Here is a 24,649-nt window from a genome sequence, read left to right as displayed (position 1 = left end):
GCATCACACTTTTTCGGGGCAGTACGCTCATTCAGCAGACAGGTGCTTTCCTAAGCGCAATACTTATGACTATGTCAGCAACGACTGAGTTTCCTCACCTGCTCTCGCCCCTGTCAATAGGTCATCTGACGCTGAAGAATCGCGTCATCATGGGTTCAATGCATTCGGGTCTTGAAGACCGGTTGAGCGACATCCCAAAGTTGGCCACCTACCTTGGCCGTCGCGCCGAAGGCGATGTCAGCATGATTGTCACTGGTGGCTACGCTCCCAATATCGAAGGGTGGCTCACGCCGAACGGTTCCATGATGGCATCCAAGCGTGTTGCCGACCGCCACAAGCAAGTCACCGACACGGTGCATTCCCACGGCAGCCATATCCTGCTTCAAGTTCTTCACGCTGGCCGGTATAGCTACAGCCCGCTTGCCCGTTCGGCGGATACAAGCCAGTCCCCGATTAGCCCCTTCAAGGCACGTCGCATGTCCGGCTTCGATGTGAAGCGCACTATCAAGGCGTATGTTCGCGCAGCTAAGCTGGCCAAGCACGCAGGCTACGACGGCATCGAGATCATGGGCTCGGAGGGTTACCTGCTCAATCAGTTCCTCGCTGAGCGCACTAATCACCGCAACGACCATTGGGGTGGCAGTGCCGAGGCTCGGATGCGACTCCCCCTTGAAGTCGTCCGCCAGATCCGCGAGGAAGTCGGCGACGATTTCCTCCTCCAGTATCGAATTTCCTTGCTTGACCTCGTCGACAAGAGTCAGACGTGGGACGAAACAGTGGAGCTGGCGCAGCGCCTTGTCGACGCTGGTGTCGACGTTTTCAACACCGGAATTGGATGGCATGAGGCACGGATTCCAACGATCGTGACATCGGTGCCACGGGCTGCGTTCGCGGATCTGACTGGTCGTTTGAAAGAGCGTGTCGACGTTCCAGTCACCGCATCAAACCGCATTAACAACCCGCATACTGCTGAGCAGATCCTCGCAGAGGGTAATGCAGATCTGATTTCGATGGCACGTCCTTTCCTCGCCGATCCGGATTTCGTTGCGAAAGCAGCGTCTGGTCGCGCTGACGAGATCAACACCTGTATCGCCTGCAACCAAGCCTGCTTGGACCACACGTTCGCGAATAAGACCTCGACGTGCCTGGTCAACCCATTTGCTGCTCATGAAACGGAACTGGTGTCGACTCCGGTTTCTCCCGACGAGGCCAAGCGCATCGCCGTCGTGGGCGCCGGTGTTGCGGGACTTGCTGCTGCCGAAGCTGCAGCCGAACGCGGTCACGCAGTACAGGTCTTCGAAGCTGCTGATCAGATTGGTGGCCAATTTCTGCTTGCGGCGAAGATTCCAGGCAAGGAAGAATACTCGAACACTTTGACCTATTTCGAGCGTCGCTTAGAGGTGCTCGGCGTGCCCGTCCACTGTGGCCAGCGCATGAGTGTTGAACAGCTATTGAACGAGGGATTCGATCATGTCATTCTCGCGACTGGTGTCACACCTCGTATCCCAGATATTGCGGGCATTGATCATACGTCGGTTATTCCTTACGACGAGCTCCTTTCCGGCCGCCGAACCGCTGGAGCAAAGGTTGCGGTCATTGGCGCCGGTGGCATTGGCGTGGATGTATCCGAGTTCTTGACAAGGGAACTGAATCAGAGCGTCGACAAGTGGAAGGAGTCGTGGGGCGTAGCCGATCCTGCCAAGCAACGTGGTGGCATCACGGAGCCAGTCGATGAACCACCGCTACGCGAAGTACATCTTTTGCAGCGCAAGCAGTCGCGAATCGGCAAGGGGTTGGGAAAGACGACTGGTTGGGTACACCGCGCGGAGCTCAAGAAGGCCGGCGTCAAGCAGTACACCGGTGTCACCTACGAGCGTATCGACGACGACGGCCTGCACATCACCATCGCGGGTGAAGACGGGGGACGACAGGACGTCACGATTGCCGTGGACAACATAATCGTCTGTACAGGCCAGGAATCGAACCTAGACGCACTCGGCAACTATGCGGGCGACCAGCGCGTCTCTGTCATCGGTGGTGCCGATGTGGCAGCGGAACTCGATGCCAAGCGAGCAATTCGCCAGGCAGTCGAGGTCGCGCTGGTGGTTTAAGCTAGCGCGCTGCCCCTCGGGGCAGCGCTCTTAACCTTCGTAGCGGTCGAGGTACACGCGCCCGTCAGCTGGGAAGCGGCCTGGGTGGCGTGGCTCCTCGGCTGGCACACCCACTGCCAGCAGCAATGCGACAACGGTATCGGTGTTCTCGGCACCGATAGCCTTCTTCAGTGCTGCCTCATTGAAGCCGGTCATAGGCGACGAGGACCAGCCGAATGCAGGAGCGGTAAGCATGGCAAACGAGGCAGCGATCATTGCATTGCGGATTGCGAACTCACGTGCCAGACCGGCTTCTTCACGCGCCGACTGGAAACCAGAAATAGTGGTGCTGCGGCTTTCCGCGACATCGGCAGTCCAGTATCCGGACGTAACATTCTGCTCGGCGAGCTGTGGCAACGTCTTCTTCCAGCCGGAAGGCTCTGCGATAAATGCGAGCAACAGTGGTGCCGTAGCGACCTGCTTCTGGTTATTGGCAGCTGCAAGAACTTCGGCACGTACGGCCTCATCCTGAATCACCACAATGGATCGATCCTGCAGGTTGAACGCGCTTGGCGCTTCCAGGACCAACTCCAGAAACTCCTTGACGTCTTCCTCAGGCAGCGGCCCTTCCTGGTAAGCACGAGTCGCGCGTCGCGAGCGCACCATTGAAGAAAATGCTTGGCGGAAGTCGTCGTCGTAAAGCGGAGTGTTCAAAGCAGAATCAGTCATGGATCTAACCCTAACTGGTTTCTGGCTGCCCCTGTGGTCGCCACAGCTCCGCGAGCGAACCCTCCAGGGCCAACAATTCACGCTTCATATCCTCGCCACCGCCATAGCTACCAATGCCACCACTAGCAGGGACAACCCTGTGGCATGGGACAATGATGGCCAGCGGATTCGTCGCACACGCCGTCCCAGCAGCTCGCGCCGCTCGTGGTGAACCGGCGCGCTCGGCGAGCTCTCCATACGACACGACCTCACCATACGGAATCTGTCGAAGCGCAGTCAGCGCCCGCGCCCGGAATGAGTCACCGGCCAACATCTCCTCGACATCGGGGTCGATAGGTACCTCGATTTCCTTGCGCTCGCCCGCGAAATACTCCGAGAATTGCTGTACGGCCTGATCGAGGATCTCGCGCGCCGCCGGGTCCTCCTCAGGCCCATGCTTTGCGACGACTCCCCCCAAATCAACTTCCACCACCCCACGGCTCGATGCCGCGATCCCGAGGGTGCCAAACGGTGAATCCATCGCAATTGTTGCCATGTTCCGAGAGTACCGACGCGACTAAGCTCGCACCTATGAACGCAGCAGATTCGCGGGACTCAGTAGCGGACTTAGTCATCGGCGATGATGGGCTCGCCCGACCACCCTGGGCTGCTGCAAACCAGCTTCTCCGTGACTACTATGACACCGAATGGGGCATACCCATTTACACCGAGCAGGGTCTATTCGAGCGCCTCAGTTTGGAGGCCTTTCAGTCCGGTTTGTCATGGGCAACGATCCTGCAGAAGCGTCCGGCATTTCGCGCTGCTTTTCACGATTTCGATCCGGATGTGGTGGCGGAGATGGATGAGGGGGACGTCGTAAAGCTACTGGGTAATGCGGATATTGTGCGGAATCGACGAAAGATCGAGGCGACAATTCGAAACGCACGGGCCGTCTTGCAACTCCGCGAAGAAGGTCCGGGACTGTCGGACCTGTTGTGGTCGTTCAAACCAGATGAGACACCTGCGCCGCGCACGTTGGCAGAACTGCCGACGACGTCACCGGAATCGGTGGCAATGGCGAAGGAGCTGAAGCGCCACGGGTTCTCATTCGTGGGCCCAACTACGTGCTACGCGCTGATGTCGGCAGTCGGGATGGTCGATATCCATCTCGTGGGCGAATGGCGACGCGGGTGTTCGGGGCTGTGGGATTAGCGCGGTGGCTCAACTTCGGCCTGTCCCACGACCCGGGCGCCAATCTTCTGGTCGAACCACTCCACAAGCTCAGCCCACTCCTTGTCGTGGCCCTTACGGAAGTAGCCGCCGTAGCCGACGCCCTCACCGCGAGCTGGTCGAGCTTGACGCTTTTCGACGGTTGCCGCGGTAAGGCGATCCGTGATCAGATCGGCGGATGATTCTTCGGTCCAGTAGTCGTCTGGAACGCGGATCGACAGCACTGGCTGCGAGACCTTGGAGAAGCGGGTTTCGAAGTCGAACTCGTCATCGCCAAAGAAGTAATCATTGTGGCGAGCCCACTTTGCCCACTGGCGCATAACACCAATCGGCGGTTCCTGGGTCAGCTTCCACGCCGACGCCGGGATATGACCGGTCAACTTCGCGGAGATGGGCCCCACGATGTTAAACAGCGTGAATGCGCGAATCTTGCCTGCTAGTGATGGCACCTTCTTCATCCGCATGCCACGGCAGTTGATCAGTGCGGTTGCATCGTACGTGCCTTCGCCGCCGGCATAGAGAATGCCGTGGCCACCCACAGCATGGCCAACAGCTAGGTGCGGCAAACCCTCGAATGCATCTCGCGCCCATTCGATAACACCTGGTACATCCCGAGTAATCCAGTCCGACATGCGGTAGAAGTCGCTGCGTTCGTCCATCTTCATGCCCGAACGGCCACAACCGCGGTAGTCGTAGCACACGACAGCAAAGCGCTTTTCTGCCATGGCCTGCGCAAAGCGGTGGTAAAAACCTTCGGGGACGCCGGTGCCACCATGAACCGTAACCACACCCCGGACATCGGCCGGATTGGTCTGTGGTCGAAACATCGTGCCACGAAGAAGGAGGCCATCCTTCGCGGGAATGATGACATCTTGGCGCTCGCGTGGCTCTGGCAACTGCGGGCTATTGGCTGAGAACCTGGTGTTGTTCTTGGAAATCATGACGGTTTCCTTCAAGGTGACGTTTCACTGCTACACCTATAACTTATGTGACCCCAGACACAGTTTCTTGGAATTGCAGGAATTGCTACCTACAGCTTTACGTCGTTATATGCCCGCTCATCTTCGATCGGTTCCAAGTGAGAGGCAATGTGAACGCCCGGAAAGCGATCTTTCAAGTCATCTTCCATCGCCGTCAGGATGTCGTGGCCGTGTTCCACCGACCATTTGCCCGGCACTAAAACATGGAACTCAATGAAGTGCTGACGGCCAGAAACTCGGGTGCGAATTTCGTGCACATCAATGCGCTTGACGGGATCGCAGTGTGATTGCAAGATCCGGTCCACGTCGTCCCGGTCCTCGCCAGTCATCGCCTTATCCATCAATCCACCACCGGCTTCGAGCATCAGCTCACGGCCGGTCCACAAGATGTTCACGGCGACCACGAGGGCGATCACCGGGTCAAGCCACCACCACTTGGTCAGGAATACCAACGCCACGCCAACGAGCACGCCAACCGAGGTCCACACGTCCGTCATCAAATGCTTGCCGTCGGCAGTCAACGTCAACGAACCGTGCTGCTTACCTGCGCGAAGCAAGACCAACGCCACCGCACCGTTAATTGCCGATGCCAACACAGTCAGTGCCAAACCAAGCCCGATCTGTTCGATGGGCTGGGGGTGCAAAAGTCGATCCACCGAGGAATAGATAATGAATACGGCTGCGACGAAAATCATCGCGCCTTCAATGCCAGCTGAGAAATACTCCGCCTTCGAATGCCCGAACTCATGGTCTTTGTCAGCCGGTTGCGCAATCACCTTCAGCACGATCACCGCGACAATCGCTGCCACAAGATTGACCAAGGATTCCGCTGCATCCGACAACAAACCGACAGAACCGGTGACAAACCAACCGCCGACTTTCAGTGCGATGGTCGCTACTGCAGCAATTACCGAGAGCCATCCATACCGAGACAAATCCTGCATACCTGTGAATATACGCTGCACATTCACAAGCGCCCGGCGAGCACCTGGCACACTGAACTCATGCTTTTCGACGTCCCCACCATCGGTTCGTCCCTTCCTTTCCTGACAGTTGCCGACGAAGTCACCGCTGCCGTCACCGACGGTGGCCTTGCGGTCATCCAGGCACCTCCGGGCACGGGTAAGACGACACTTGTTCCGCCGATCGTGGCGAGTGTCGTTGCTGCGTCCGATGGCGTTGCTGAGGCAGGTCGAGTCGTCGTCACGGCTCCGCGAAGGGTGGCGGTGCGTGCTGCGGCACGTCGGTTAGCGGAATTGAGTGGCACGCAGCTGGGCGATCTGGTGGGTTACACCGTGCGCGGCGATCGACGGGTGAGTCGGCGCACACGGGTGGAGTTCGCGACGCCAGGCGTGGTGATTCGGCGACTGCTTCGCGACGGCGATCTGGAGAATACGGCTGCGCTGGTGCTCGATGAGGTGCATGAGCGCAACCTCGATTCGGATCTGTTGTTGGCAATGGCGCGTGATCTACGGGAGCTTCGTCCCGACCTGCACTTGCTGGCAATGTCGGCGACAGTCGATGCACCCAGGTTTGCAGACCTGCTGGGCGATGACTCCGCTGGCGCTCACCGTCCCGCTCCCATCGTGGCAGCGGACGCAGTGCTGCATGAGCTGGATATTCGGTATCGGCCGGCGCCGTCGCCACGCTTGGATGCTCGCGGAGTGACTCGGGAGTTCCTCGATCACGTGGCGCGCGTCGCGATCGACACTGCACATGATGCGCCGAACCAGGGTGACGTGCTCGTCTTCGTCCCTGGTGTCCGTGAGGTCGAGCACGTTGCAACTGCGGTGCGGGCGGGGCTTGACGACGTTTCCTTAGAGGTCTTCACTCTCCATGGGCAATTGGGAGCGCGGGAGCAAGATCGTGTCATTCGTGGCTCAGCTGGCCAGGGCGCGGGTCCGGCTCAGCATCGCAGCCATCAACAACGCACTCAGCGGATTATCGTCTCGACGGCCATTGCCGAGTCATCACTCACCGTCCCCGGAGTTCGCGCCGTTGTGGACGCCTGCTTGTCCAGGGGTCCACGCCTGGATCTGGCGAGGGGCATGTCGGGGCTGGTGACGTCGTCAAGTGCGAAATCTTCGGGCGAGCAAAGGGCAGGTCGCGCGGCGCGACTTGGGCCTGGCATTGCGGTGCGGTGTGTGTCGGAGTCGCAGTGGCAAGCTGCGCCGGAGTGGCCAGCGCCGGAGATTGAGGTCTCGGATTTAACGTCGGCCATGCTGGATTTGGCTGCGTGGGGAACGCCCGGCGGTGCGGGATTGCGGCTGGTAGATGCGCCGCCTGTTCATCATGCGGACGCTGCGAATCAGACTCTGGTGGCGCTTGGTGCGGTGGAGGCCAGCGAGGCGGGAGCCAGCGGGCAGATCACCGAGTTCGGCCGACAGTTGTCGACGCTTCCGCTCGATCCTCGGCTCGGGCGCGCGTTGCTGCTGACCGCGTCGCTAGTGGAGCCATCGCAGCGCAGCCAAGTTGCAGAAGCCGTTGCACTTGTCGACGATCCCCCACGCGGCGACCTGACCCGTGCCGGCGGGCAGGGTGCTGGCGATCGCGGTGCTGATCGAGCCCACGCCGACCGGTTGCTGCGTCTGATCAAGGACGTGCCCGCCCAACCTGATCCCAATGCACCGACGTTGGCAGGCTTTACTGACATTCTTGGCACGGTGACGGCGTTGGCCTGGCCGGATCGCATTGCCCGCAGACGAGGTGCACATGGCACCGAGTACCTGTTCACGTCAGGGACTGCTGCATCGGTGCCACCGCAATCGGCTGGTCTGCAGTCCCACGAGTGGCTTGCTGTTGCCGACGTGTCACGTGCTGGTGGCAATGCCGCAGGCCGGGCAGGCGCAGTCATTCGCTCAGCTGCGCCCATTAGCGCTGATATTGCCCACTTCGCAGCACAGTCGATGGCGATGAAGGACACCGACATACAGGTTTCCGACCGCTCCCCTGTCAAAGTCACGGCTCGCACCCGTGAACGTCTTGGCGCGATTGAACTCGCTGCGCACCCAGCTCGGCCGACGCCCGAACAATGTCGCTCGGCGCTTCTCGCCTGGTTAGCGAGCGATTCGTCACATATCAATGCCCTGAGCTGGTCCGCCGAAGCCACGGCATTGCGTGCTCGCCTTGCACTGCTGCATCGTGAAATTGGCGATCCGTGGCCCGATGTGACCGATGCAGGACTTGCCACCCCAGAAACTGCAGCCACTGTACTTGGCAGCGATCTCGATTCCCCCACGCCCGGCGCGATCACGGTGACCTCGCTGCAAGGCATACTCCCCTGGCCGGAAGCCTCCCACCTCGATGAGCTCGCCCCCGAGCGCCTCGAGGTGCCATCCGGCTCGCGAATCAAGGTTGATTACAGTGGCATTCTCACCAGCGACGAGTCCGCACCACCGATCCTCGCGGTCAAACTTCAGGAGTGTTTCGGCCTAAGCGAAACGCCCACCATTGCTGGTGGGCGCGTTCCGGTTCTTATGCATTTATTGTCGCCTGCGGGTCGTCCGCTGGCTGTGACGCAGGATCTCGCAAGCTTCTGGAACGGCGCTTACGCTCACGTCCGCTCCGAAATGCGTGGTCGTTATCCGAAACATCCGTGGCCTGAAAATCCGTGGACTTTCCAAGCCACACGGCACACTAAGCGTCGGATGTAACGGTGTCCTTCGTGGTCACGGCTTGTGCTTTACGACGAGTCATCGCGTAGTACACAAACGCCACCATGACCACGAATCCCATGATTCCCTGCATGCCGCCATACGCCCATTCGAATGGATTGGTAGCCAGTCCGTCTAGGTTGCCAATGAACACGTTGTACGGTGCCCACCACTGCGCAATGAAGAACAGTGCGCCGATCATCAGCTGCCATGGCTTCCGCAGTACGAGCAGCATTGGCAGGAACACGATGGTGATGGACCAGTGGTGGCTCACTGCGTATGGGCCGGCGAAGCTTGCCGCCAAAGCGACCATGGCTAAGGCTGCGACCGACTGGCCACGGCGTTCCAGCACCCACGCGCAGTAGGCAGCAGCAATGGCGCCAAGAAGGAAGAAACCCATCGTCAGCATATTGAGCGTTGGATCTGTAATGCCCGCACGGGCAAGCAGTCCCGACATTGCCTGGTTGGCTTCATACGTTGGGGCACCGCCCCGGTCGCCGGAGAAGAACTCGTCGGTCCAGTAGTAGATGGATTCGTCGAAGCGCAGGAGGAAGCCAATAATCGCGGTGACAAAGAACCACATTGCGCTCAGCAACACTGCGCGGTAGTCCTTTCGAACTAGGAAGATTAGTGCATAGGCCGCCGGGGTGATCTTGATACCCGCTGCGATACCAATACCCAGGCCACGGAGCTGCTTCGGTAAGAAGCCCAGCACGTCCGACACGATAAGCAACGCCAAGAACACATTGATCTGACCGAAATTGACGTTGGCCCACAGCGGGTTGGTCAGCATTGCCAGACCCAGCAGCGCCGTTGCCACGATGGTTGGTTTCGCCAACTTCAGCCGTGTCGCTACCATCCACAGCATCGCCCACACGGCGGCGATAGTCGCACCTGTCCAGATGATTTGCAGTGTGGTCGGCCCGGCCCATGTCAACGGATAAAACAGCAACGCAGCAAACGGTGGGTAGATAAAGCGATAACCCGACCGCGTTGGGAAGTGTTCAGAGTACAGGTCCTGGCCACGTCGTAAAGCCCAGCCAGCATCCTGGAAGACTTCGACGTCCATCATGTAGTAGGTTGCGGCACGCACCATCAAAATGACCACGACCGCCGCCGAAACAATGGAGAAGAACACCGTTATTCCGCGACGCTGGGATTCCGACAGTGAGTTCAGACGATCCATCAGCATAGACCTGAACTTACCGCAATTACCGGCACGCTAACCTTTAAGACATGACCGATATGCCTGCTTCACTTGCTGCTCATGACGTGGTCGACCGATACGAGGTAGTCCGTTCCCACATCGACGATGCCGCGCGCGCTGCAGGACGCTCGCCCGAGGAGGTGCGTCTTCTGCCAGTCAGCAAGACCGTCCCCGCTGAGGCATTGGTCGCGGATTGGGAGGCGTTGCAGGCTCGCTCTGAGTCGGCGGGTCGGGACGAGTGCCTGTGGCTCGCGGAGAACCGAGTCCAGGAGGCAGCGGCGAAGGCCGCGCACTTTGCCGAGCATTTTGCGACGGCTGCCACCGGGCACCAACCCCAGTGGGTGGTGATCGGCCCGTTGCAGACCAACAAGGCCGGCCAACTCGTGGAGTTCGCCAGCGAGTTTCAAGCACTCGACCGGCCAAAGGTCGCGGCTGCGTTGCAGCGACGGTTGGCGGCAGCGGAACGCAGCCTCGACGTGTTGATTCAGGTGAACTCGTCCGAGGAACCGCAAAAGGCAGGCGTGGCACTTGATGCTGTGGAGGGATTCGTCGAACAGTTTGGCCCTGCCGGCGACTACCCCAACCTGCGCCTCCGTGGCTTCATGACCATGGCCATGAAATCCGACGGCACCCCCGCCGGCGAAGCGTCCGTGCGCCGGTGCTTTGAAAAGGTGCGGGTGCTTCGCGACGAACTCGTCGCAAAGTGTCCTGACGGTGTCACATTGGATGAGCTGTCGATGGGAATGTCTGGTGACTATGAACTCGCGATTGCGGAAGGCGCGACGACCGTGCGGGTGGGTCAGGCAATTTTCGGGGCGCGACCTCCGGCTGTGTAGGGCGTTGCCCAGGGGCAGGACGTAGGGGCGCGACTTTCGCTCGCCGAACGGACTACCCTAGAGGGTATGAATACTGCGGGTATGAACACTCCTGAAACGTGTGGATTGTCACCAGAGAATGCTGCGGCAGAGAATGCAGCGTCCAAGCTCGGCGCATGCAGCCGCCGTCGATTCTTGCTGGGCACAGCAGCGACGGCAGCGGGCGCGTTGCTCGCGGCATGTGCGTCGAAGACGGAGCAGCAGCGAGTCGCGGCGGCCGATATTCCGGTTGGTGGCGGAGTCGTCGTCGGCGACTATGTGGTGACTCAGCCTAAGGAAGGCGTGTTTAAGGCATGGTCGAATTACTGCCCTCACCAGGGCGGAAAGATCGACAAGGTGGTCGACGGGGTCATGATCTGCCCTGAGCACAACTCGAAGTTCGACATCGAGACGGGTGCTGTCGTTTCGGGCCCGTCGCGCCACCCTGCTGGGGCGGCGAAGTTGGGCAACGAGGGTCAGGACTTGCTCGTCGGCGAGGCTTAGGTACTGGTGGGGCGAAAGTGCAGGCAGGACGCAGGCGATCACGCGCCACGCGAACTTGCCCCACCACGGCCAACCCCCAGCCCCACCACGGCAGTCGCGCCTGCCATAAATGACAGCGCCGCGAGCCACGGAATCAAGGCACCCCAGCCCCACGCGCCAAAAATATGGCCCGACACCCAGCCGACCAGCGATGATCCCACATAGTAGCTAGCCAAATACAGCGATGAGGCTTCGGCGCGATCTCGTCTCGCCACCAACCCCACCGCAGACGATGCCAGCGAATGCGCCACAAAGAATGACGCCGTAAACACCAAGGCACCTGCGATGACGATGGGGATCCAGGGGGTCGTCGTCAAGCTAAGTCCAATGCAGGCGGTGACCGTGGCGATAGAAATGAGCTTGCGACGACTGTACGTCTTCACCCAGACACCTGCGCGAGCCGAACTCCACGTGCCTGAGAGGTACAGAACGAAAACGAAGCCCGCGAGCGCCGGCGACAGGCCAAAGCGATCGCCCAGTCGGAAGCCCAGATAATTGTAGAGCGACACAAACGAGCCCATGAACAGGAACGATAGGACGCAGAGGGAGAGGATTCGGGGATCACGAAGGTGGCGCCCAATGGCAGCTGCCTCGCCACCTAACGACAGTGACTTCGGCACAAAGCGACGCTGCTTCGGCAGCAAGAACCACGTGGCGACGGCAAACACGAAAGCAACGCTCGCAGAAATTAGCGATGCCACTCGCCAATCAGCAAACTCGAGAATGGCCGACGGGATAATACGGCCCATCAGGCCACCGATGGTGTTGCCTGAAATGTAGAGCCCCATGAATCGAGGCACGTAGTCGGGGTGAATCTCTTCCGACAGATAGGCCATGGCCACCGCAGGCACCCCGGCCAGCGCAATACCCTGCAGCAGGCGAATCGCAATCAACGCCCCGATGCCCGGCGCGAACGATACTGCCAAACCCAGAACTGTGGCCACCAGTGCACTGATCCGCAGCACATTCCGTCGGCCGAACTTCTCTGACAAAACCGACAGCGGAATAATCGCGCACGCCAGACCACCCGTCGTCGCAGAAACCGTCAGCGCGGCAGTCGCAGGGTCAATTTGCAGGTCAGTGGTGAAAACTGGCAGCAGCGCCTGGGTTGCATACAGAGCCTGAAAGGACGCGAGACCCGCCAGCAACACGGCGATGAGCGCCTGTTTGAACCCCTGTTGACCTGGAATCAGGCCTTCACTTTGCGACGATGCCACCGGCCACCGCGCCTCCTTATCTCCACAACGACGTATTGCTTACCACCTTAGGCCTCCTGCGAAACCCAAACGGCAGCTCCACCTTGCTCTTTGGACAAAGCGACGCACCAGTGCAACACATTCACTAGTTTTGTATGCATGACATCTCAATCCAGCAGCAGCACTCGAAATCACGGACGCTCCCACGACATCGTTGTTTTTGGTGCAACGGGCTTCGTCGGAACTCTCATCACTGAGTACCTCGCGGAGCACGCTCCAGCTGATGTGCGGGTTGCGCTTGCGGGACGTCGTCAGGAGAAGCTGCGGTCTCTGCGTGACGATATCTCCTCTCGCCATCCGCGAGTTAAGGACTGGCCACTCGTCGTCGCCGACGCCGCAAGCCCAACCGAAATGAAGGCGCTTGCGGAGTCCACGAATGTTGTCCTCACGCTCGTTGGCCCTTACGCGCAGTACGGTCGCGAGCTGGTGAAGGCATGTGCTGAAGCGGGTACTGACTATGTCGATCTCACGGGTGAGGTTCTGTTTGCCTATGAGTCGGTGGAGAAGTACCACGACGTCGCAAAGCAGAGTGGCGCGCGTATCATTCACTCCTGCGGATTCGACTCCGTGCCTTCGGACTTTGCGGTGAATTTCCTGTTCACGGAGCTGATCCGCCAGGGGCATGAAAAGGTGGAGTTGTGGGATACGACGCTCATCGTGAAGCATCTTCGCGGCGGGATGTCGGGTGGCACGATTGATTCTTTCCGTACGCAGGTCGCGCAGACCAAGGCCGATCCTGAATTGGCGAAGATCGCGGCGAACCCGGATGCGCTCAGTTCTTTCGGTTCGGGTCCAGGCGGTTCGAATCAGCCGGATAATGCAGTGGTTCGGGGCAAGGATGTGCATCCGTCCATTCATGGTTGGCTCGGCCCGTTCTTCATGGGGCCGCACAACACCCGCATCGTGCGTCGTACTGCTTCCCTACTTGCCGACGAAACCACCTCGTCAGCAGCCCATGAATACGGTTCGGGCTTCCGCTACCGTGAGGTCATGAGTGTTGGCGACGGCCCGAAGTCGTGGTTGAAAGCCCAGCGCTTGAAGTACGGAATGTCGGCGATGAAGTTCGCGATGGCTACACCTCAGTTGGCGAAGTTCGTTGACGCGAAGCTGCCGAAGCCTGGCGAAGGTCCTTCCGCCGAGCAGCGCGCCAAGGGCCGTTTCACCTACGAGTTGTACTCGAACGTACGCCTCGACGGTGACACCCAAGAAACCTGGAAGTGCGAGGTCGAACTGGAGCAGGATCCGGGTTATGACGGCACTGCAATGATGATTTCCAATGCTGCGCTCGCGCTGGTGTGCGATCGGGATCGTTTGCCGAAGCGCACCGGTGTGCTGACTCCGGCGACGGGACTTGGCGAACCATATTTGGAGCGTCTGCAAGCTGGCGGAATGAAGTTCTCGGCGAAGAAGATGAGGTAAGGAGCGTCATGCGCAGTCGTTTCACTCATGGCCCGGCACTTCCTGCGGTTCCTCGCGGGCGCGCGCTGGTCACCGGCGCGTCTAGTGGCATTGGCTGGGCCTGTGCGGAAGCACTTCGCGATGCCGGTTTCCACGTCATCGGTACTTCCCGCAAAGGCGCGGCTGCGCCTCATCCCGACGGCATTGACATGGTGGCGCTCGACATGGGCGCATCGGATGGCCCACAAGGAATTGCCACCGTCATGGAGGAGCTACTTCACGACGGCCCCCTTGACGTCATCGTCGCTAATGCCGGCGAAAGCCAGTCGGGGCCTTTCGAGGAGTTGCCTCGTGATGCTCTAGAACGTCTGTTCCAGGTTAATGTGCTCGGTCAGGTTGAGCTGCTGCAACGGGCATTGCCGTCGATGCGCGAGGCCGGGCGCGGGCGCATTGTTGTCATTGGTTCGATGTTGGGTGGGTTGCCGCTTCCCCATCGGTCGTCGTATGTCGCGTCGAAGGCAGCGATCCGTGGTTTCGCGTTGGCGTTGCGAGGCGAAGTCGCAAAGTTCGGCATCGGTGTCACCGTGATGGAGCCGGGCAGTATTAATACGGGCTTGTCCCAGCGGCGCACGAAGTACGGTGGCGCTGCCGATTCTCCGTACACTGCGGATGTGCAGACGATGCTGCGCAATCTCGACGGCAACGAAGCCACGGGTATCCCCGCTTCCGAAATTGCGGAGACTGTGCTCGCCGAAATCCTGGCTGACCGCCCCGTCCCATTGGTGGCGCGTGGCTCAAAGGCGCAGGTCGTCGTCCCGCTGACGCGACTACTACCGACGCAGGCGACTCTTGCGCTTATGCGGAAGGTTCATGGGTTGTAGTGGTGTCGGATTGCTCGCTGTTTGAGCTGTCTGCTTGACGACGTTCCCGTACGTTGCGGTAAATCCCCAATCCGATGAGTACCACGACAAAAAGAGCCAGAGCTACGTATGCCCAGGTCGAGTATTCGTCGATGACTTCAGTGACCTTGTGCCATTGCGAACCCAGATACACGCCGAAGTAGATCAGGACGGCGTTCCAGATTGCGCTGCCGAGCGTCGTATAGAAGGAAAAGCGCAGCAGACCCATGCCTTGAATTCCCGCTGGAATGGAGATAAGGCTGCGCACGCCGGGGATAACGCGGCCGAGGAAGATGGATGCCTCGCCGTATTTGTCGAAGAAGTGCATGGCTTTGTCCACGTCGGTGCCTCGGACGAGTGGAATCTTCTCGCCGAATGCGCGGAGGCGATGGAATCCCACTTTGTGGCCCAGGTAGTACAGCAATAGTGCGCCAAGAAGTGACGCGGAGGTTGCCCAGATCAGGGCGGAGAGTGCACTGAACTCGCCAAGTGACGCAGTGAAACCGGCCATGGGGAGGACGGCTTCGCTGGGGATCGGCGGAAAGATGGTCTCTACGAGAATGGCAATGCCAACGCCGGGAGGCCCCAGCGTCTCCATGAGAGACACAATCCAGTCGACGATCTGCTGCATATAGTGCTGCTCCTGGTGGTTGGCGGTGTTGAACGTGAGGGCCTGGCGCTTGTCTGAGAGTGGTGTTCCCAGAGTTGATTCCTCCAACGTAGTTGAGTTTTCTGAGATTTTGCTTGGTGCCTAATCCGCGTCGTCGTCTAGCGTTAGGGCTATGAAGAAGTTCTTGTACTGGGCTGGCATCGTCTTTGCGTCGTTGTGCTTGTTTACTGCGGTGTTCAACATTGGCACGTGGCAGGTATTTCTGGCGTACTTGCTGGTGGCGGTCGCATGCGCAGCACCAGCGCTGTGGTGGCGGCATTGCGAGAAGAAGGATGCGTACAACCAGAAGATGATGGCGAAGATGCGCGAGGATCAGGCTGCGTATCGCCAGTTGCTCGATCCAGTGCAGGATCGGCTGATTCTAGAGGGGCTGGATCACGACACTGAGGTCGAGCCAGTTAATCGTCGCTGGGTGGTTGTTGCACCCGTGTGCATCGCTTTGGCTGCTGCTGGGGTTGCGTTGGTTCCTGCACCTGCCGACGTCGCGGGTGGGCGGCTCACGCCTGACGGGGAAATGTATGCCAACTGCGATGAGGTGCGCGAGGCTGGAAAGGCGCCGCTGAAAGAGGGAGAGCCGGGGTTTCACCCGGCTCTTGATAATGACGGTGACGGTGTCGCGTGTGAGTAATTAGCCTGCTACAGCGCGGAGTTCAACGTGGTTGGCGCAGGCTGCAGCGGCTTGGCGGGTGAGATCGATGGCTTCATCTTCATCTTTAGCTTCGATGATCCAAAACCCGCTTGGGAAGGTATCGGCGTTGAGGTACGGTCCGTCGACAATCCAGCCATCTGGGCCGATAGTCTTCGCATCGTCCGGTGATGCCATTCCGCCAGCAACAACCCAGTGGCCTTCATCCTGCAACATCTGGTTGAACTGACCGACCCGCGCAAACGCGGCATGCATGTCTTCGTCAGTGTCGTAGGGGTTGATGTCGCGTCGACCGAAAACGGTGAGGATGAACTGCATGCGATAGCTCCCTTAGGTAGTACGGTGCATGAACTCGCCGTGGACCAATGCAGACCAAACATCAATCGCTCCAGGTGTGCGCCTAGGAACAATCGATGTGAGGCACGGCATGACTTTCCTGCCTAAAACTTAGCATTGAACTGTACTCCCGTGATAGGGAATTCAGAGAGTTTCCTACGAGGTGCGAGCAGCCGGTGCGATACCTTTCCTCAGCTGCGTGCTTCCCCAACGGCTAGAATTACGGTTGTTAACTTTTGGTGCGCTCTCCCCGCCTGAGCGGAGATGTTCCTTCTCAGCGCTGCCCGAGCTACACCCTCATCGGGTTTTCCCCCGCTCAGGCGGGGATGTTCCGCCAGCGCCGGTTGCTTCCCCGGAGCCAGCGCCGTTTTCCCCGCTCAGGCGGGGACGTTCAACGCTTAACGTAAGTTGCAGGACAGTACAGCTGGTTTTCCTCGCGTGAGCCGCATCTACAAAACTGATAGCCCAAGCCTTACTAGAATGTGAAATTGACAACTGCTTCACAGATGGAGTCAACCTCGTCCAAACTGTCTACTCGAGAGGAGTACTCCAATGATCGACCGCATCATCTTCTTCACCATCATCGGCGGATACATGGCTTACCGTGGTGCACCAACTTGGCTATGGGTAATGCTTTCGACCGCCCTCATCTACGAACTTGGAATCGCCACTTGGAAGGAACTCACTGGGTTCCCGCGCGAACAAGACTCTTAATTCAGGACATATAACGGGGATCCTGGGACGTCAGCGGGTTTGCAGAGTTCAAAGATCGGTTCGCGATGTTTCCTGGCTCATGTGTGCTGTTCCCCACCGCGGACGAACTCATTGCGTTTTCTAGAGTTTTCTTTCAATCGCAATTCATCCGCACCCCTCGGAGCCTTACCTGCAGAACGAGTTCTCCCCCAGTTTCACGAGCGATTCGTTATGCGCAAAATGCTGGCTCGGTGCGCCCAAACACTTTCCACACGGTAGCGCGCACGCTACCTAGAATCGGTCTTAACAGCCACTGTATTCGCAGGTGGCACAAGGTGGAATGAAGTTAGCGAGAGATAGGCAGCCAGCCAGCAGCCTCCCCTCGCAAACGAAACCCACCGGCATTCCGTCCTTGAAAGTGGTGTCAGACATGACCACGCCAACCAGCCCAGCCGCAACCGCACCCAACCCAACCACCCCAGCCAGCCCAACCCGCAACCACAACAAGCCCGCGAACATCGGCGAAGCACTTGCCTCCCCGACGTACCTGTTCTCGAAGTGGCCATGGGTCGGCATTTTCTACACCCTGATCGGCACTTTGGTGTCCATGGTCATCAACAGCACGGTGATCGTCGTGTTGTTGCTGCTCAGCATCTCCAAGACCATTCGCCAGGAGCTGTGGCCAATGGTCCTGCGTTGGGATATTCGCCGATTACGCCTCATCAACCCTCCAGCTGCTGACCGCCTCGATGTGCATCTGCAGAAGATGATCGATACGGGCACACCGCCGTCGCTACGCCAATACCTGCACATCGCGTTGGTGTTGTTCATCCTCGGCCCGCTATCGCCGATCTTTGTGTTCGGCCTGCCAGCACTGCAGCTGCTCTTCACAGCTGGCATTCCTAACGAAGACGGCACCATCCTGTGGCAGATGGATGCACCGCTCAGTTGGATACTATTCGCACTATCCATCCCAATCGGCCTGTATATCGCAGGTCTGTGGGCATACGCACTCGGTGAACTGGCAGATACCCTGCTCCAGCCCACCGAAGCTCAGCTCACGACCGAGGTGCAACGTCTCACCCACACCCGCTCGGGACTTCTCGACGCCGCCACCGCCGAACGCACCCGCATCGAACGCGCGCTTCACGACGGCACCCAACACCGCCTCGTCGCCCTCTCCATGCAACTGGGCCTGGCAGAAGCGACAGCCAACAACGATGAAACGAAGGAGCTAGCGAACACGACGCAAAAGGAAATCGACGAGATTCTGGTCAACTTGCGCAATGTGATCCGCAATATTCAGCCCCAGGCGCTATCGGAGCGTGGCCTCGCTGCAGCAGTCGCCGATATCACCGCGAACTCACCCATCCCAGTGAAGGTCAATATCCCCGCCACTCGGCTTGGCAAGCACGTCGAGGAAACCGCGTTCTTTGTGACGAGTGAGGCTCTGTCGAACGTCGTCAAGCATTCCGGTGCCACGCAGGCTGAAGTAACCGGCGAGCTGAACAACGGCATCTTCACCCTCACGATCACCGATAACGGCAACGGTGGCGCAACCGAGTTGACCGGCCACGGAATCGAAGGATTGAAGCAGCGCGCAGCAGCTATCGATGGCACAGTGGAGGTGAAGTCACCAGCAGGCGGACCAACGACTCTGACGCTGGTATGCCCGCTCGTGCAGTAGAAGGAACTGAACAATGACAACCCCAGCGGCGAATCCCCACTCTGGTAACGGTCTACGCATCGTACTAGCAGAGGATTCGCCGCTGCTGCGTGCCGGAGTCGAAGCTGTGCTGACACACGGTGGACACGACGTTGTGGCAGCAGTCGGCGATGGTGTCGCGCTTGTCGACGCAGTGAAAGCCACCAACCCAGACCTGGTCATCACCGACGTGCGCATGCCGCCGACGAATACTGACGAAGGGCTGCGCGCGGCTGCGACGATTCGCAAGTCGCACCCAGGTCTGCCGATCATCGTCCTCAGCCAATACGTATCGGTGGCGTACTTGGATGACCTCGTGGCTCATGACGGCACTCACTTGGGCTACTTGCTGAAAGATCGCGTCGCGCACGTGCAGCACTTCCTGGATGCGGTAGCGCAAGTCGCCAGTGGCCAGACGGTCATTGACCCGGAAGTCGTGCGCGCACTGCTCGGAGCGTCGCATGGTCCGCTGGCCGAACTCACCGAACGCGAAAAGGAAGTCCTCGCGCTGATGGCCGAAGGACTGACCAACGGCGCGATCGCGGAAAAACTGTTCGTCTCTGAAGCAACAGTTCGGAAACATGTTGGCGGGATCTTCTCGAAATTGCCATTGGACCCGCACACGGATCGTCGTGTAGCAGCAGTGGTTACCTACTTGCGCAGCGAAGGCGCGAATTAACGGTGGAAGCCTTTCCACTAAAACCGTTAATTAACGACAAATAACTAGCTAGACTCGCCTTTTGTGACGGCTAACACAAAAATTGACGAGCGCGCCGGGCACATCGGCCCCCACACCTGGCTCCGCGTCGGGTTCACCATGTTCGTGATCGGGTTCGGTGCCAACCTCTTCGCTCCTATGCTCCAGGTCTATCGCCAGTACGACAACATGAGTAACTCCTCGGTCACTCTTATGTACGGCGTGTACGCTGCAGGCCTTGTACCGGCTCTTTTAGTGTGCGGTCCGCTGTCGGATCGCTATGGGCGTCGCGCGATTCTGCGACCAGCGATTCTCATGTCGGCGCTCGGGTCGCTCATCCTCATGATGGGCGTCACCGGATCTGAGATGATTCTCTTCTTCGGCCGCTTCGTCGCTGGCTTCGCCGTTGGCATGGCCATGGCGTCCGGTGCGGCGTGGATCAAACAGCTGTCCGTTCATCGCCCTGTCGCGGGACCTCGACGCGCCACCATCTCCGTATCCGCCGGCTTCGGTGGTGGCCCATTCATCGCAGGCCTCGTAGCCGAATTCCTACCGTGGGAGCATGTCCTGCCCTACGTTGTTCACCTCACCCTCGTCGCTTTAGTTCTGCCATGGATGTGGCGGACTCCGGAAACGCAACCTCGTGAGGTGGTGCGTGACGACGGAGCCGTCGTGAAGCGCCGTCTCGTCCCTCGCGTGGCGTTTACCTCAAAGTTCTTGTGGGCTGTTGCAGCATGGGCGCCATGGGTATTCGGCACGGTATCGGTAGCGTTTGCCACCATGCCGACGCAGGTCGAGGTTTCCCGACCAATTGTTTTCATCGGCGCAATCGCGGTCGTTGCACTTGGCACAGGCGTGGCAATTCAGCCAGCCGCCGCGAAGTTCCTGGAACGCACCACGCCACAATGGATGCCACTGTCGTTGCTGGGCCTCGGTGCGGCATGCCTTGGCATGTTGAGCGGTGCCGCCACTGTCTATCTGCAGTGGATTCCGCTCGCGTTTCTAACCGCGATGCTGTTGGGTGCGTCGTACGGCGTGATGATGGTCGCCGGCCTCAGCGAAGTCGAAATCCTGGCGGGCAAGGACGACCTCGGCGCGCTCATTGGCGTGTTCTACGCCCTGACCTACATCGGCTTCTTCGTGCCATTCGTGCTGTCACTGGTAGCACCGATTGTTGGCATGATTACCTGCCTACTTTTCGGAGCCGTCGTCTGTGTTGTCTCGATGGTTCCAGTTGCCCGTGCCGCAGCGAAAGCAGTGCACTAGGCCGTGCCGAATTAAGCTGGGCGGGGCGCTACGCCGTCAGATAGGTCTGCACAACCGGCCCAACTCGCTTCACGACGTCGTCCGCAGCCATCGTCGACAACGTCGGGAACTTCAGAATTTCACGGCCAAGCGCCAAGCCGACGATCGCAGAAATTGCAAGATCCACGCGTTCGTCGGCATCGTCGTATCCGGCGTCGCGAAGCCTTGTGCGCACTGGCTTCCAGACCACCGCGTCGATGACCTTAAAGAAGTCATTCGGGCCTTCATCGAACATCGAGCGGAAGCTTGCCAGCGTGCTCATGCCCGCCGGCGTTCGCCACAGCTCCACGAGACGTCCCACAATTGCTGTACCCAACTGGTCGAGTGGCACCTGATTGACCTCGTGCGCAACCACAGCCGGGTTGATTGGCATGCGCGTTGCGACCATATAGATGCCACGCTTATTGCCGAAGTGATGAGGAATCAACGCAACATCCACGTTGGCGGCTTCGGCGATTGCTCGCATCGTCGTCTTGTCGAAGCCACGCTCGGCGAAGAGCTTTCGCGCAGCGTCAAGAATGCGCTCACGACCTGGCAGGGAGTCCTTGCCTGGCAGAGATTCGGGTGAAGTAGTCATCGAGTTGTCCTGGGCATAGTAGCGGAAGCAACGGCGAGGAACGCTAGGGCGAAGATGGCGACGATCGCGACGTCGCCAAGCGAACTCGACGTGATTCCCTCCAATGAAAAGCCATTGGCAGCATCAACGGCATATGACAACGGTAGAACATTCGAGAACCACCGCAGTACATCTGGCAATTGTTCGCGTGGGGCGAGCAGTCCGCACAGGAAGATTTGTGGGCCGATCACCACCGGCATGAGCTGGACTGCTTGAAATTCGGTGCGGGCGAAGGCCGAGCCGAGCAGCCCGAGCGCCACACCGGTCACGCCAGTCACGGCGGCCAGGAGCAGAAAGATCCACGACGTGGAGGCGGTCTCGACGCCGAGGAATAGATCCATGACGAGCACTAGCACCACCGACTGCAGCACGGCCATGAACCCGAAAGCGATGGCGTAGCCAGTGAGCAGGTCCGCTCGGTGTAGTCGGGTAGTCCACAGTCGCTCCAGTGTGCCGCCGGCGCGTTCGCGCTGCATGGTCACCGACGTGATGATGAACATCAGCATCAACGGCAGCACCCCGAGCATCATCACGGCGACACGGTTGAACAGCATCGAGTTGTTGTCATAGACGAAGTAGAGAAGGACGAGAAGCATTGTCGGCACGCCAAGGATCAGCGCCATCGTGCGACGATCCGCGCGCAACTGCAGAAATACGCGCTTCGCGGTGTGGAGGGAAAGCGACAGGTTCATCGTTGCTCCTGCTGTTCTTGACGACGGATAAGCGTAAGGAAAGCATCATCGAGAGAGTCGGTGCCCGCGTGCTCTAACAGTGACTGCGGAGTGGTCTGCGCCAGCAGGTTGCCACGGCGCATGAGGAGGACTTCATCGCAACGGGCAGCTTCATCCATCACGTGACTGGACACCACCAGAGTGCGTCCCTCCGTGGCGAGTTCGCGGAAGTAGTCCCAAAGGTCGAGGCGCGTAACTGGGTCGAGGCCGACCGTTGGTTCATCCAGGACAAGCAGTTCGGGGTCGCCGACGAGAGCGCACACCAGGGAGGCCCTGCCCTTCTGACCGCCGGAGAGGTCATCGATGCGACGATCCGCAAGGTTAGCCAATCCGGCTTTGTCGAGCAGTTCAGCGTGAGTCGTTGTGGCACTGCGCGTGGCGCCTGTGCGATCGGCGCCCTTACGGTCAGCACCCATCAGCGCCGAAAAGTACTCAAGATTCTGACGCACAGTCAGATCCGTGTACACCGCCGGTGCCTGCGTCACATATCCAATCCGACCGCGAAGATTCGCGCTCCCCGCAGTTTCGCCAAGGACGGTTAGCTCGCCCGCAAACTCCTGAACGCCGACGATCGTGCGCATCAACGTGGTTTTACCGCAACCGGATGGGCCGATGAGACCCGTAATCTTGCCCGGCGCGATAGTGAAATCTAGTTGGTGGAGGACTTCCTTTGCTTTACGACGACTCCCCCTCGCCACAGTCAGACCTGTGGCGACGATGCCGTCGTGAAGCGGTTCAACACTTGTTGAAGGGGTCATGATACAAGTATGCGCTCAACAGACGTTGAGCGCAAGGTGGAAGATGGACAGGAGGGGCTTAGCTAGTGGCCTGCTGCGACGTGGCCTGACGTGACTTCATTGCTCGAATGAGCAGATCCACTACGACAAATGCAACAAGCGAAATGCCAAACAGTGGTGCAACAACGGCATACGCAGCAATCGCGACGAACAGGATAATCAGCACGGTTGGCTTCACATCGCGCCAGCGCGTAGGCCCAGGTAGGCGACCTGGCTTGAGCGAATCGCGCTTGCCACGCAGGAACCACATGACATAGCCGCGGATTGCAATGAGAATGATGCCGACTGCCAGCACAACTAGCACCAACTGGTTCACAATGCCGAAAAGAATGCCCATGTGGGCGTTGATGCCCCACTCAGCGAGCTTGGCAGGAAGAGACCAATCGGAAAACGGAACGTAGTCAACGACTCTGCCGGTGGCACCATCAACAGACACCGCATTCATGTCCGTTCGCCATTCCGTGCGGGCTTCCTTCACCAGCCATGCAGCACCCGGCTCTTCAGGCAGGTACACATTCATTGGGCCTGCAAGCCCCTGGGCGCGTGCTACCTCTGCGACGGAATCTGCTTCATACAGCGGTGCTGCGCTGGTGGTGGCGTCGGCAAGCTCAGTGTTTGCTTTCGGAGCGGTCCAGCTCATCTGCTCTCGCAATGTTGAGATGTTCTCGCCCGCAACCATCGACCAGGTCAGACCGGTCGCCGTCAGGAATAGGAGGCCAACGGTCAACCACGTACCGAGCGTCGCATGCTTGGCCATCTGCTTCATACGAGGCGAAGCCGGCTTCGCCGATTCTCGCTGTTTGCGGCGGCGACTGCGATCCCACCATAGCCACAGCCCGCCGAGCGCCAACGCGCCCATCCACGATGCAGCCAGCTCCGAGTAGATGCGGCCAGGATCGCCCATCCACAAGCGGCGATGCCCCTCCGACAACCAGGACCGCAGCGGCAGCGCACCCGACGAACCGTATTCGACCAGGTCGCCCTTGATGCTCAGATCACCGGGATCCACAAACACCGCATGGCGGTAACTCTCCGACTTCAATGTGTCATCCGCAAATGCCACTCGCGTCGTCCGCTCTGGGTCCTCCGATAGTTGTACCTGCAGCACGCTCAGATCTGGATGTACGGCTTGAGCTGCTTCGATCTGCTTTTCGACGGACTGCGCAGGCGCATGCGATGTCGCCGTGAGCTCGTCGTGATAGACCACCTTTTCCAAGGTGGGTGCGACAGCGTAGGCAAGGCCGGTGATTGCCGCGACGATGAGAAATGGAGCAATGAAGATTCCTGCTACGACGTGGAGCCTGTGCAAGAAAGCGCGTGGGCCACCCTGTCGTGCGCCGGTTGTGGTCTGCGTTCCCAACTGAGCGTCTGAGTCAGAGGCTCGCTGCGAAGGCTGAGCAGAGTCAGTATGTGACCCTGGACCACCCGGTTCAGAAGTGATTGATGTCATGGAATAGTAGTCGGCTGAAGCGCGTTTACAGTTCCTACGTAATTGTAATTTTTTGCTTAGTTTTTAGCGCCTGCAGCGTGACCTCCCGCTTCACCGGTCGACTCCACCGGCAATGGGTATTGCCTGTTAGGCGGTCGTCGAAAAGTGCCCCTTTCGCACACGCCCAAGCAGGGTTACAGTCGGAA

General features: G+C 59.3%; 24 protein-coding genes. 12 read left to right on the top strand and 12 right to left on the bottom strand.

The window, feature by feature from the left end:
- The first annotated feature begins 71 nt into the window (after positions 1-71).
- A complete protein-coding gene (locus tag WG934_RS00645) occupies positions 72-2,111 on the top strand; it encodes an oxidoreductase (RefSeq protein WP_339988261.1) in 2,040 nt (679 codons plus the stop codon).
- Between the two features lie 30 nt (positions 2,112-2,141).
- Here the strand turns inward: WG934_RS00645 and WG934_RS00640 are convergent, their stop codons facing one another.
- Together WG934_RS00640 and WG934_RS00635 are read right to left on the bottom strand one after the other, a co-directional pair.
- Complete coding sequence (locus WG934_RS00640) at positions 2,142-2,819, bottom strand: nitroreductase family protein (protein WP_339976532.1); 678 nt, start codon at positions 2,817-2,819, stop codon at positions 2,142-2,144.
- Positions 2,820-2,829: 10 nt separating this feature from the next.
- The gene (locus WG934_RS00635) at positions 2,830-3,354 is read right to left on the bottom strand and encodes a methylated-DNA--[protein]-cysteine S-methyltransferase (RefSeq protein WP_339976530.1); all 525 of its coding nucleotides are present in this window, start codon (positions 3,352-3,354) and stop codon (positions 2,830-2,832) included.
- Positions 3,355-3,389: 35 nt separating this feature from the next.
- On the opposite strand from WG934_RS00635, the gene WG934_RS00630 reads away from it, so the two are divergent.
- Positions 3,390-4,010, top strand: a complete 621-nt coding sequence (locus tag WG934_RS00630; RefSeq protein ID WP_339988260.1) for a DNA-3-methyladenine glycosylase I — start codon at positions 3,390-3,392, stop codon at positions 4,008-4,010.
- On the opposite strand, the gene WG934_RS00625 is transcribed toward WG934_RS00630, so the two are convergent.
- Positions 4,007-4,969: an alpha/beta hydrolase family protein gene (locus WG934_RS00625; protein WP_339976526.1), complete on the bottom strand. Its 963-nt coding sequence runs from the start codon at positions 4,967-4,969 to the stop codon at positions 4,007-4,009. The genes WG934_RS00630 and WG934_RS00625 overlap by 4 nt on opposite strands.
- 89 nt (positions 4,970-5,058) lie before the next feature.
- Positions 5,059-5,952 carry a cation diffusion facilitator family transporter gene (locus tag WG934_RS00620; protein ID WP_339976524.1) on the bottom strand — a complete coding sequence of 298 codons (894 nt, stop codon included), beginning with the start codon at positions 5,950-5,952 and terminating at the stop codon, positions 5,059-5,061.
- Between the two features lie 60 nt (positions 5,953-6,012).
- Between WG934_RS00620 and hrpB the strand changes: the two genes are divergently transcribed.
- On the top strand, positions 6,013-8,661 hold the full coding sequence (gene hrpB, locus WG934_RS00615) for an ATP-dependent helicase HrpB (protein ID WP_339988259.1): 2,649 nt from the start codon (positions 6,013-6,015) through the stop codon (positions 8,659-8,661).
- Here hrpB and WG934_RS00610 read toward each other — a convergent pair.
- Positions 8,645-9,853, bottom strand: a complete 1,209-nt coding sequence (locus WG934_RS00610) for a glycosyltransferase family 87 protein (protein WP_339988258.1) — start codon at positions 9,851-9,853, stop codon at positions 8,645-8,647. The two genes, hrpB and WG934_RS00610, sit on opposite strands and share 17 nt — an antisense overlap.
- 44 nt (positions 9,854-9,897) lie before the next feature.
- Here WG934_RS00610 and WG934_RS00605 point away from each other — a divergent pair, with 44 nt between their 5' ends.
- Positions 9,898-10,704 (top strand): YggS family pyridoxal phosphate-dependent enzyme, encoded by an 807-nt coding sequence (locus tag WG934_RS00605; protein WP_339988257.1) that lies wholly within the window; start codon positions 9,898-9,900, stop codon positions 10,702-10,704.
- A 66-nt stretch (positions 10,705-10,770) separates the two neighbouring features.
- Positions 10,771-11,226, top strand: a complete 456-nt coding sequence (locus tag WG934_RS00600) for a Rieske (2Fe-2S) protein (protein WP_339988256.1) — start codon at positions 10,771-10,773, stop codon at positions 11,224-11,226.
- A 38-nt stretch (positions 11,227-11,264) separates the two neighbouring features.
- On the opposite strand, the gene WG934_RS00595 is transcribed toward WG934_RS00600, so the two are convergent.
- Positions 11,265-12,482, bottom strand: a complete 1,218-nt coding sequence (locus WG934_RS00595) for an MFS transporter (RefSeq protein WP_339988255.1) — start codon at positions 12,480-12,482, stop codon at positions 11,265-11,267.
- Positions 12,483-12,620: 138 nt separating this feature from the next.
- Here WG934_RS00595 and WG934_RS00590 point away from each other — a divergent pair, with 138 nt between their 5' ends.
- Together WG934_RS00590 and WG934_RS00585 are read left to right on the top strand one after the other, a co-directional pair.
- Positions 12,621-13,940, top strand: a complete 1,320-nt coding sequence (locus WG934_RS00590; protein ID WP_339988254.1) for a saccharopine dehydrogenase family protein — start codon at positions 12,621-12,623, stop codon at positions 13,938-13,940.
- Between the two features lie 8 nt (positions 13,941-13,948).
- Positions 13,949-14,800, top strand: coding sequence for an SDR family NAD(P)-dependent oxidoreductase (locus tag WG934_RS00585; RefSeq protein WP_339988253.1), 852 nt, complete (start codon positions 13,949-13,951; stop codon positions 14,798-14,800).
- Here WG934_RS00585 and WG934_RS00580 read toward each other — a convergent pair.
- The gene (locus WG934_RS00580; RefSeq protein ID WP_339988252.1) at positions 14,775-15,449 is read right to left on the bottom strand and encodes a DedA family protein; all 675 of its coding nucleotides are present in this window, start codon (positions 15,447-15,449) and stop codon (positions 14,775-14,777) included. The two genes, WG934_RS00585 and WG934_RS00580, sit on opposite strands and share 26 nt — an antisense overlap.
- A gap of 151 nt (positions 15,450-15,600) precedes the next feature.
- Between WG934_RS00580 and WG934_RS00575 the strand changes: the two genes are divergently transcribed.
- Entirely contained in the window at positions 15,601-16,116 is a 516-nt protein-coding gene (locus WG934_RS00575) for an excalibur calcium-binding domain-containing protein (protein WP_339988251.1), read from the top strand.
- On the opposite strand, the gene WG934_RS00570 is transcribed toward WG934_RS00575, so the two are convergent.
- Positions 16,117-16,452 (bottom strand): YciI family protein, encoded by a 336-nt coding sequence (locus WG934_RS00570; protein WP_339976504.1) that lies wholly within the window; start codon positions 16,450-16,452, stop codon positions 16,117-16,119.
- Between the two features lie 570 nt (positions 16,453-17,022).
- Here WG934_RS00570 and WG934_RS00565 point away from each other — a divergent pair.
- The 4 genes from WG934_RS00565 (at position 17,023) to WG934_RS00550 (ending at position 20,831) form a co-directional block, all read left to right on the top strand.
- Positions 17,023-17,184, top strand: coding sequence for a hypothetical protein (locus WG934_RS00565; RefSeq protein WP_339988250.1), 162 nt, complete (start codon positions 17,023-17,025; stop codon positions 17,182-17,184).
- Between the two features lie 409 nt (positions 17,185-17,593).
- Positions 17,594-18,850: a sensor histidine kinase gene (locus tag WG934_RS00560; RefSeq protein ID WP_339988249.1), complete on the top strand. Its 1,257-nt coding sequence runs from the start codon at positions 17,594-17,596 to the stop codon at positions 18,848-18,850.
- A gap of 13 nt (positions 18,851-18,863) precedes the next feature.
- Positions 18,864-19,547: a response regulator transcription factor gene (locus WG934_RS00555; protein ID WP_339988248.1), complete on the top strand. Its 684-nt coding sequence runs from the start codon at positions 18,864-18,866 to the stop codon at positions 19,545-19,547.
- 63 nt (positions 19,548-19,610) lie between these two features.
- Positions 19,611-20,831, top strand: coding sequence for an MFS transporter (locus WG934_RS00550; RefSeq protein WP_339988247.1), 1,221 nt, complete (start codon positions 19,611-19,613; stop codon positions 20,829-20,831).
- A 28-nt stretch (positions 20,832-20,859) separates the two neighbouring features.
- On the opposite strand, the gene WG934_RS00545 is transcribed toward WG934_RS00550, so the two are convergent.
- The 4 genes from WG934_RS00545 to WG934_RS00530 are packed head-to-tail and all read right to left on the bottom strand — an operon-like array spanning position 20,860 to position 24,464.
- Complete coding sequence (locus tag WG934_RS00545) at positions 20,860-21,447, bottom strand: TetR/AcrR family transcriptional regulator (RefSeq protein ID WP_339988246.1); 588 nt, start codon at positions 21,445-21,447, stop codon at positions 20,860-20,862.
- A complete protein-coding gene (locus WG934_RS00540; protein WP_339988245.1) occupies positions 21,444-22,178 on the bottom strand; it encodes an ABC transporter permease in 735 nt (244 codons plus the stop codon). The genes WG934_RS00545 and WG934_RS00540 overlap by 4 nt, the downstream gene beginning before the upstream one ends.
- Positions 22,175-22,975 carry an ABC transporter ATP-binding protein gene (locus WG934_RS00535; RefSeq protein WP_339988244.1) on the bottom strand — a complete coding sequence of 267 codons (801 nt, stop codon included), beginning with the start codon at positions 22,973-22,975 and terminating at the stop codon, positions 22,175-22,177. Before WG934_RS00535 ends, WG934_RS00540 begins: the two co-directional genes overlap by 4 nt.
- Positions 22,976-23,033: 58 nt before the next feature.
- Positions 23,034-24,464, bottom strand: coding sequence for a PepSY-associated TM helix domain-containing protein (locus WG934_RS00530; protein WP_339988243.1), 1,431 nt, complete (start codon positions 24,462-24,464; stop codon positions 23,034-23,036).
- Between the last annotated feature and the right edge of the window lie 185 nt (positions 24,465-24,649).

This window comes from Corynebacterium sp. H78, from assembly GCF_037572275.1.
Lineage (GTDB): Bacteria > Actinomycetota > Actinomycetes > Mycobacteriales > Mycobacteriaceae > Corynebacterium.
Note: the sequence above shows the minus strand (reverse complement) of the source record. Positions and strands in the feature narration are given on the sequence as shown.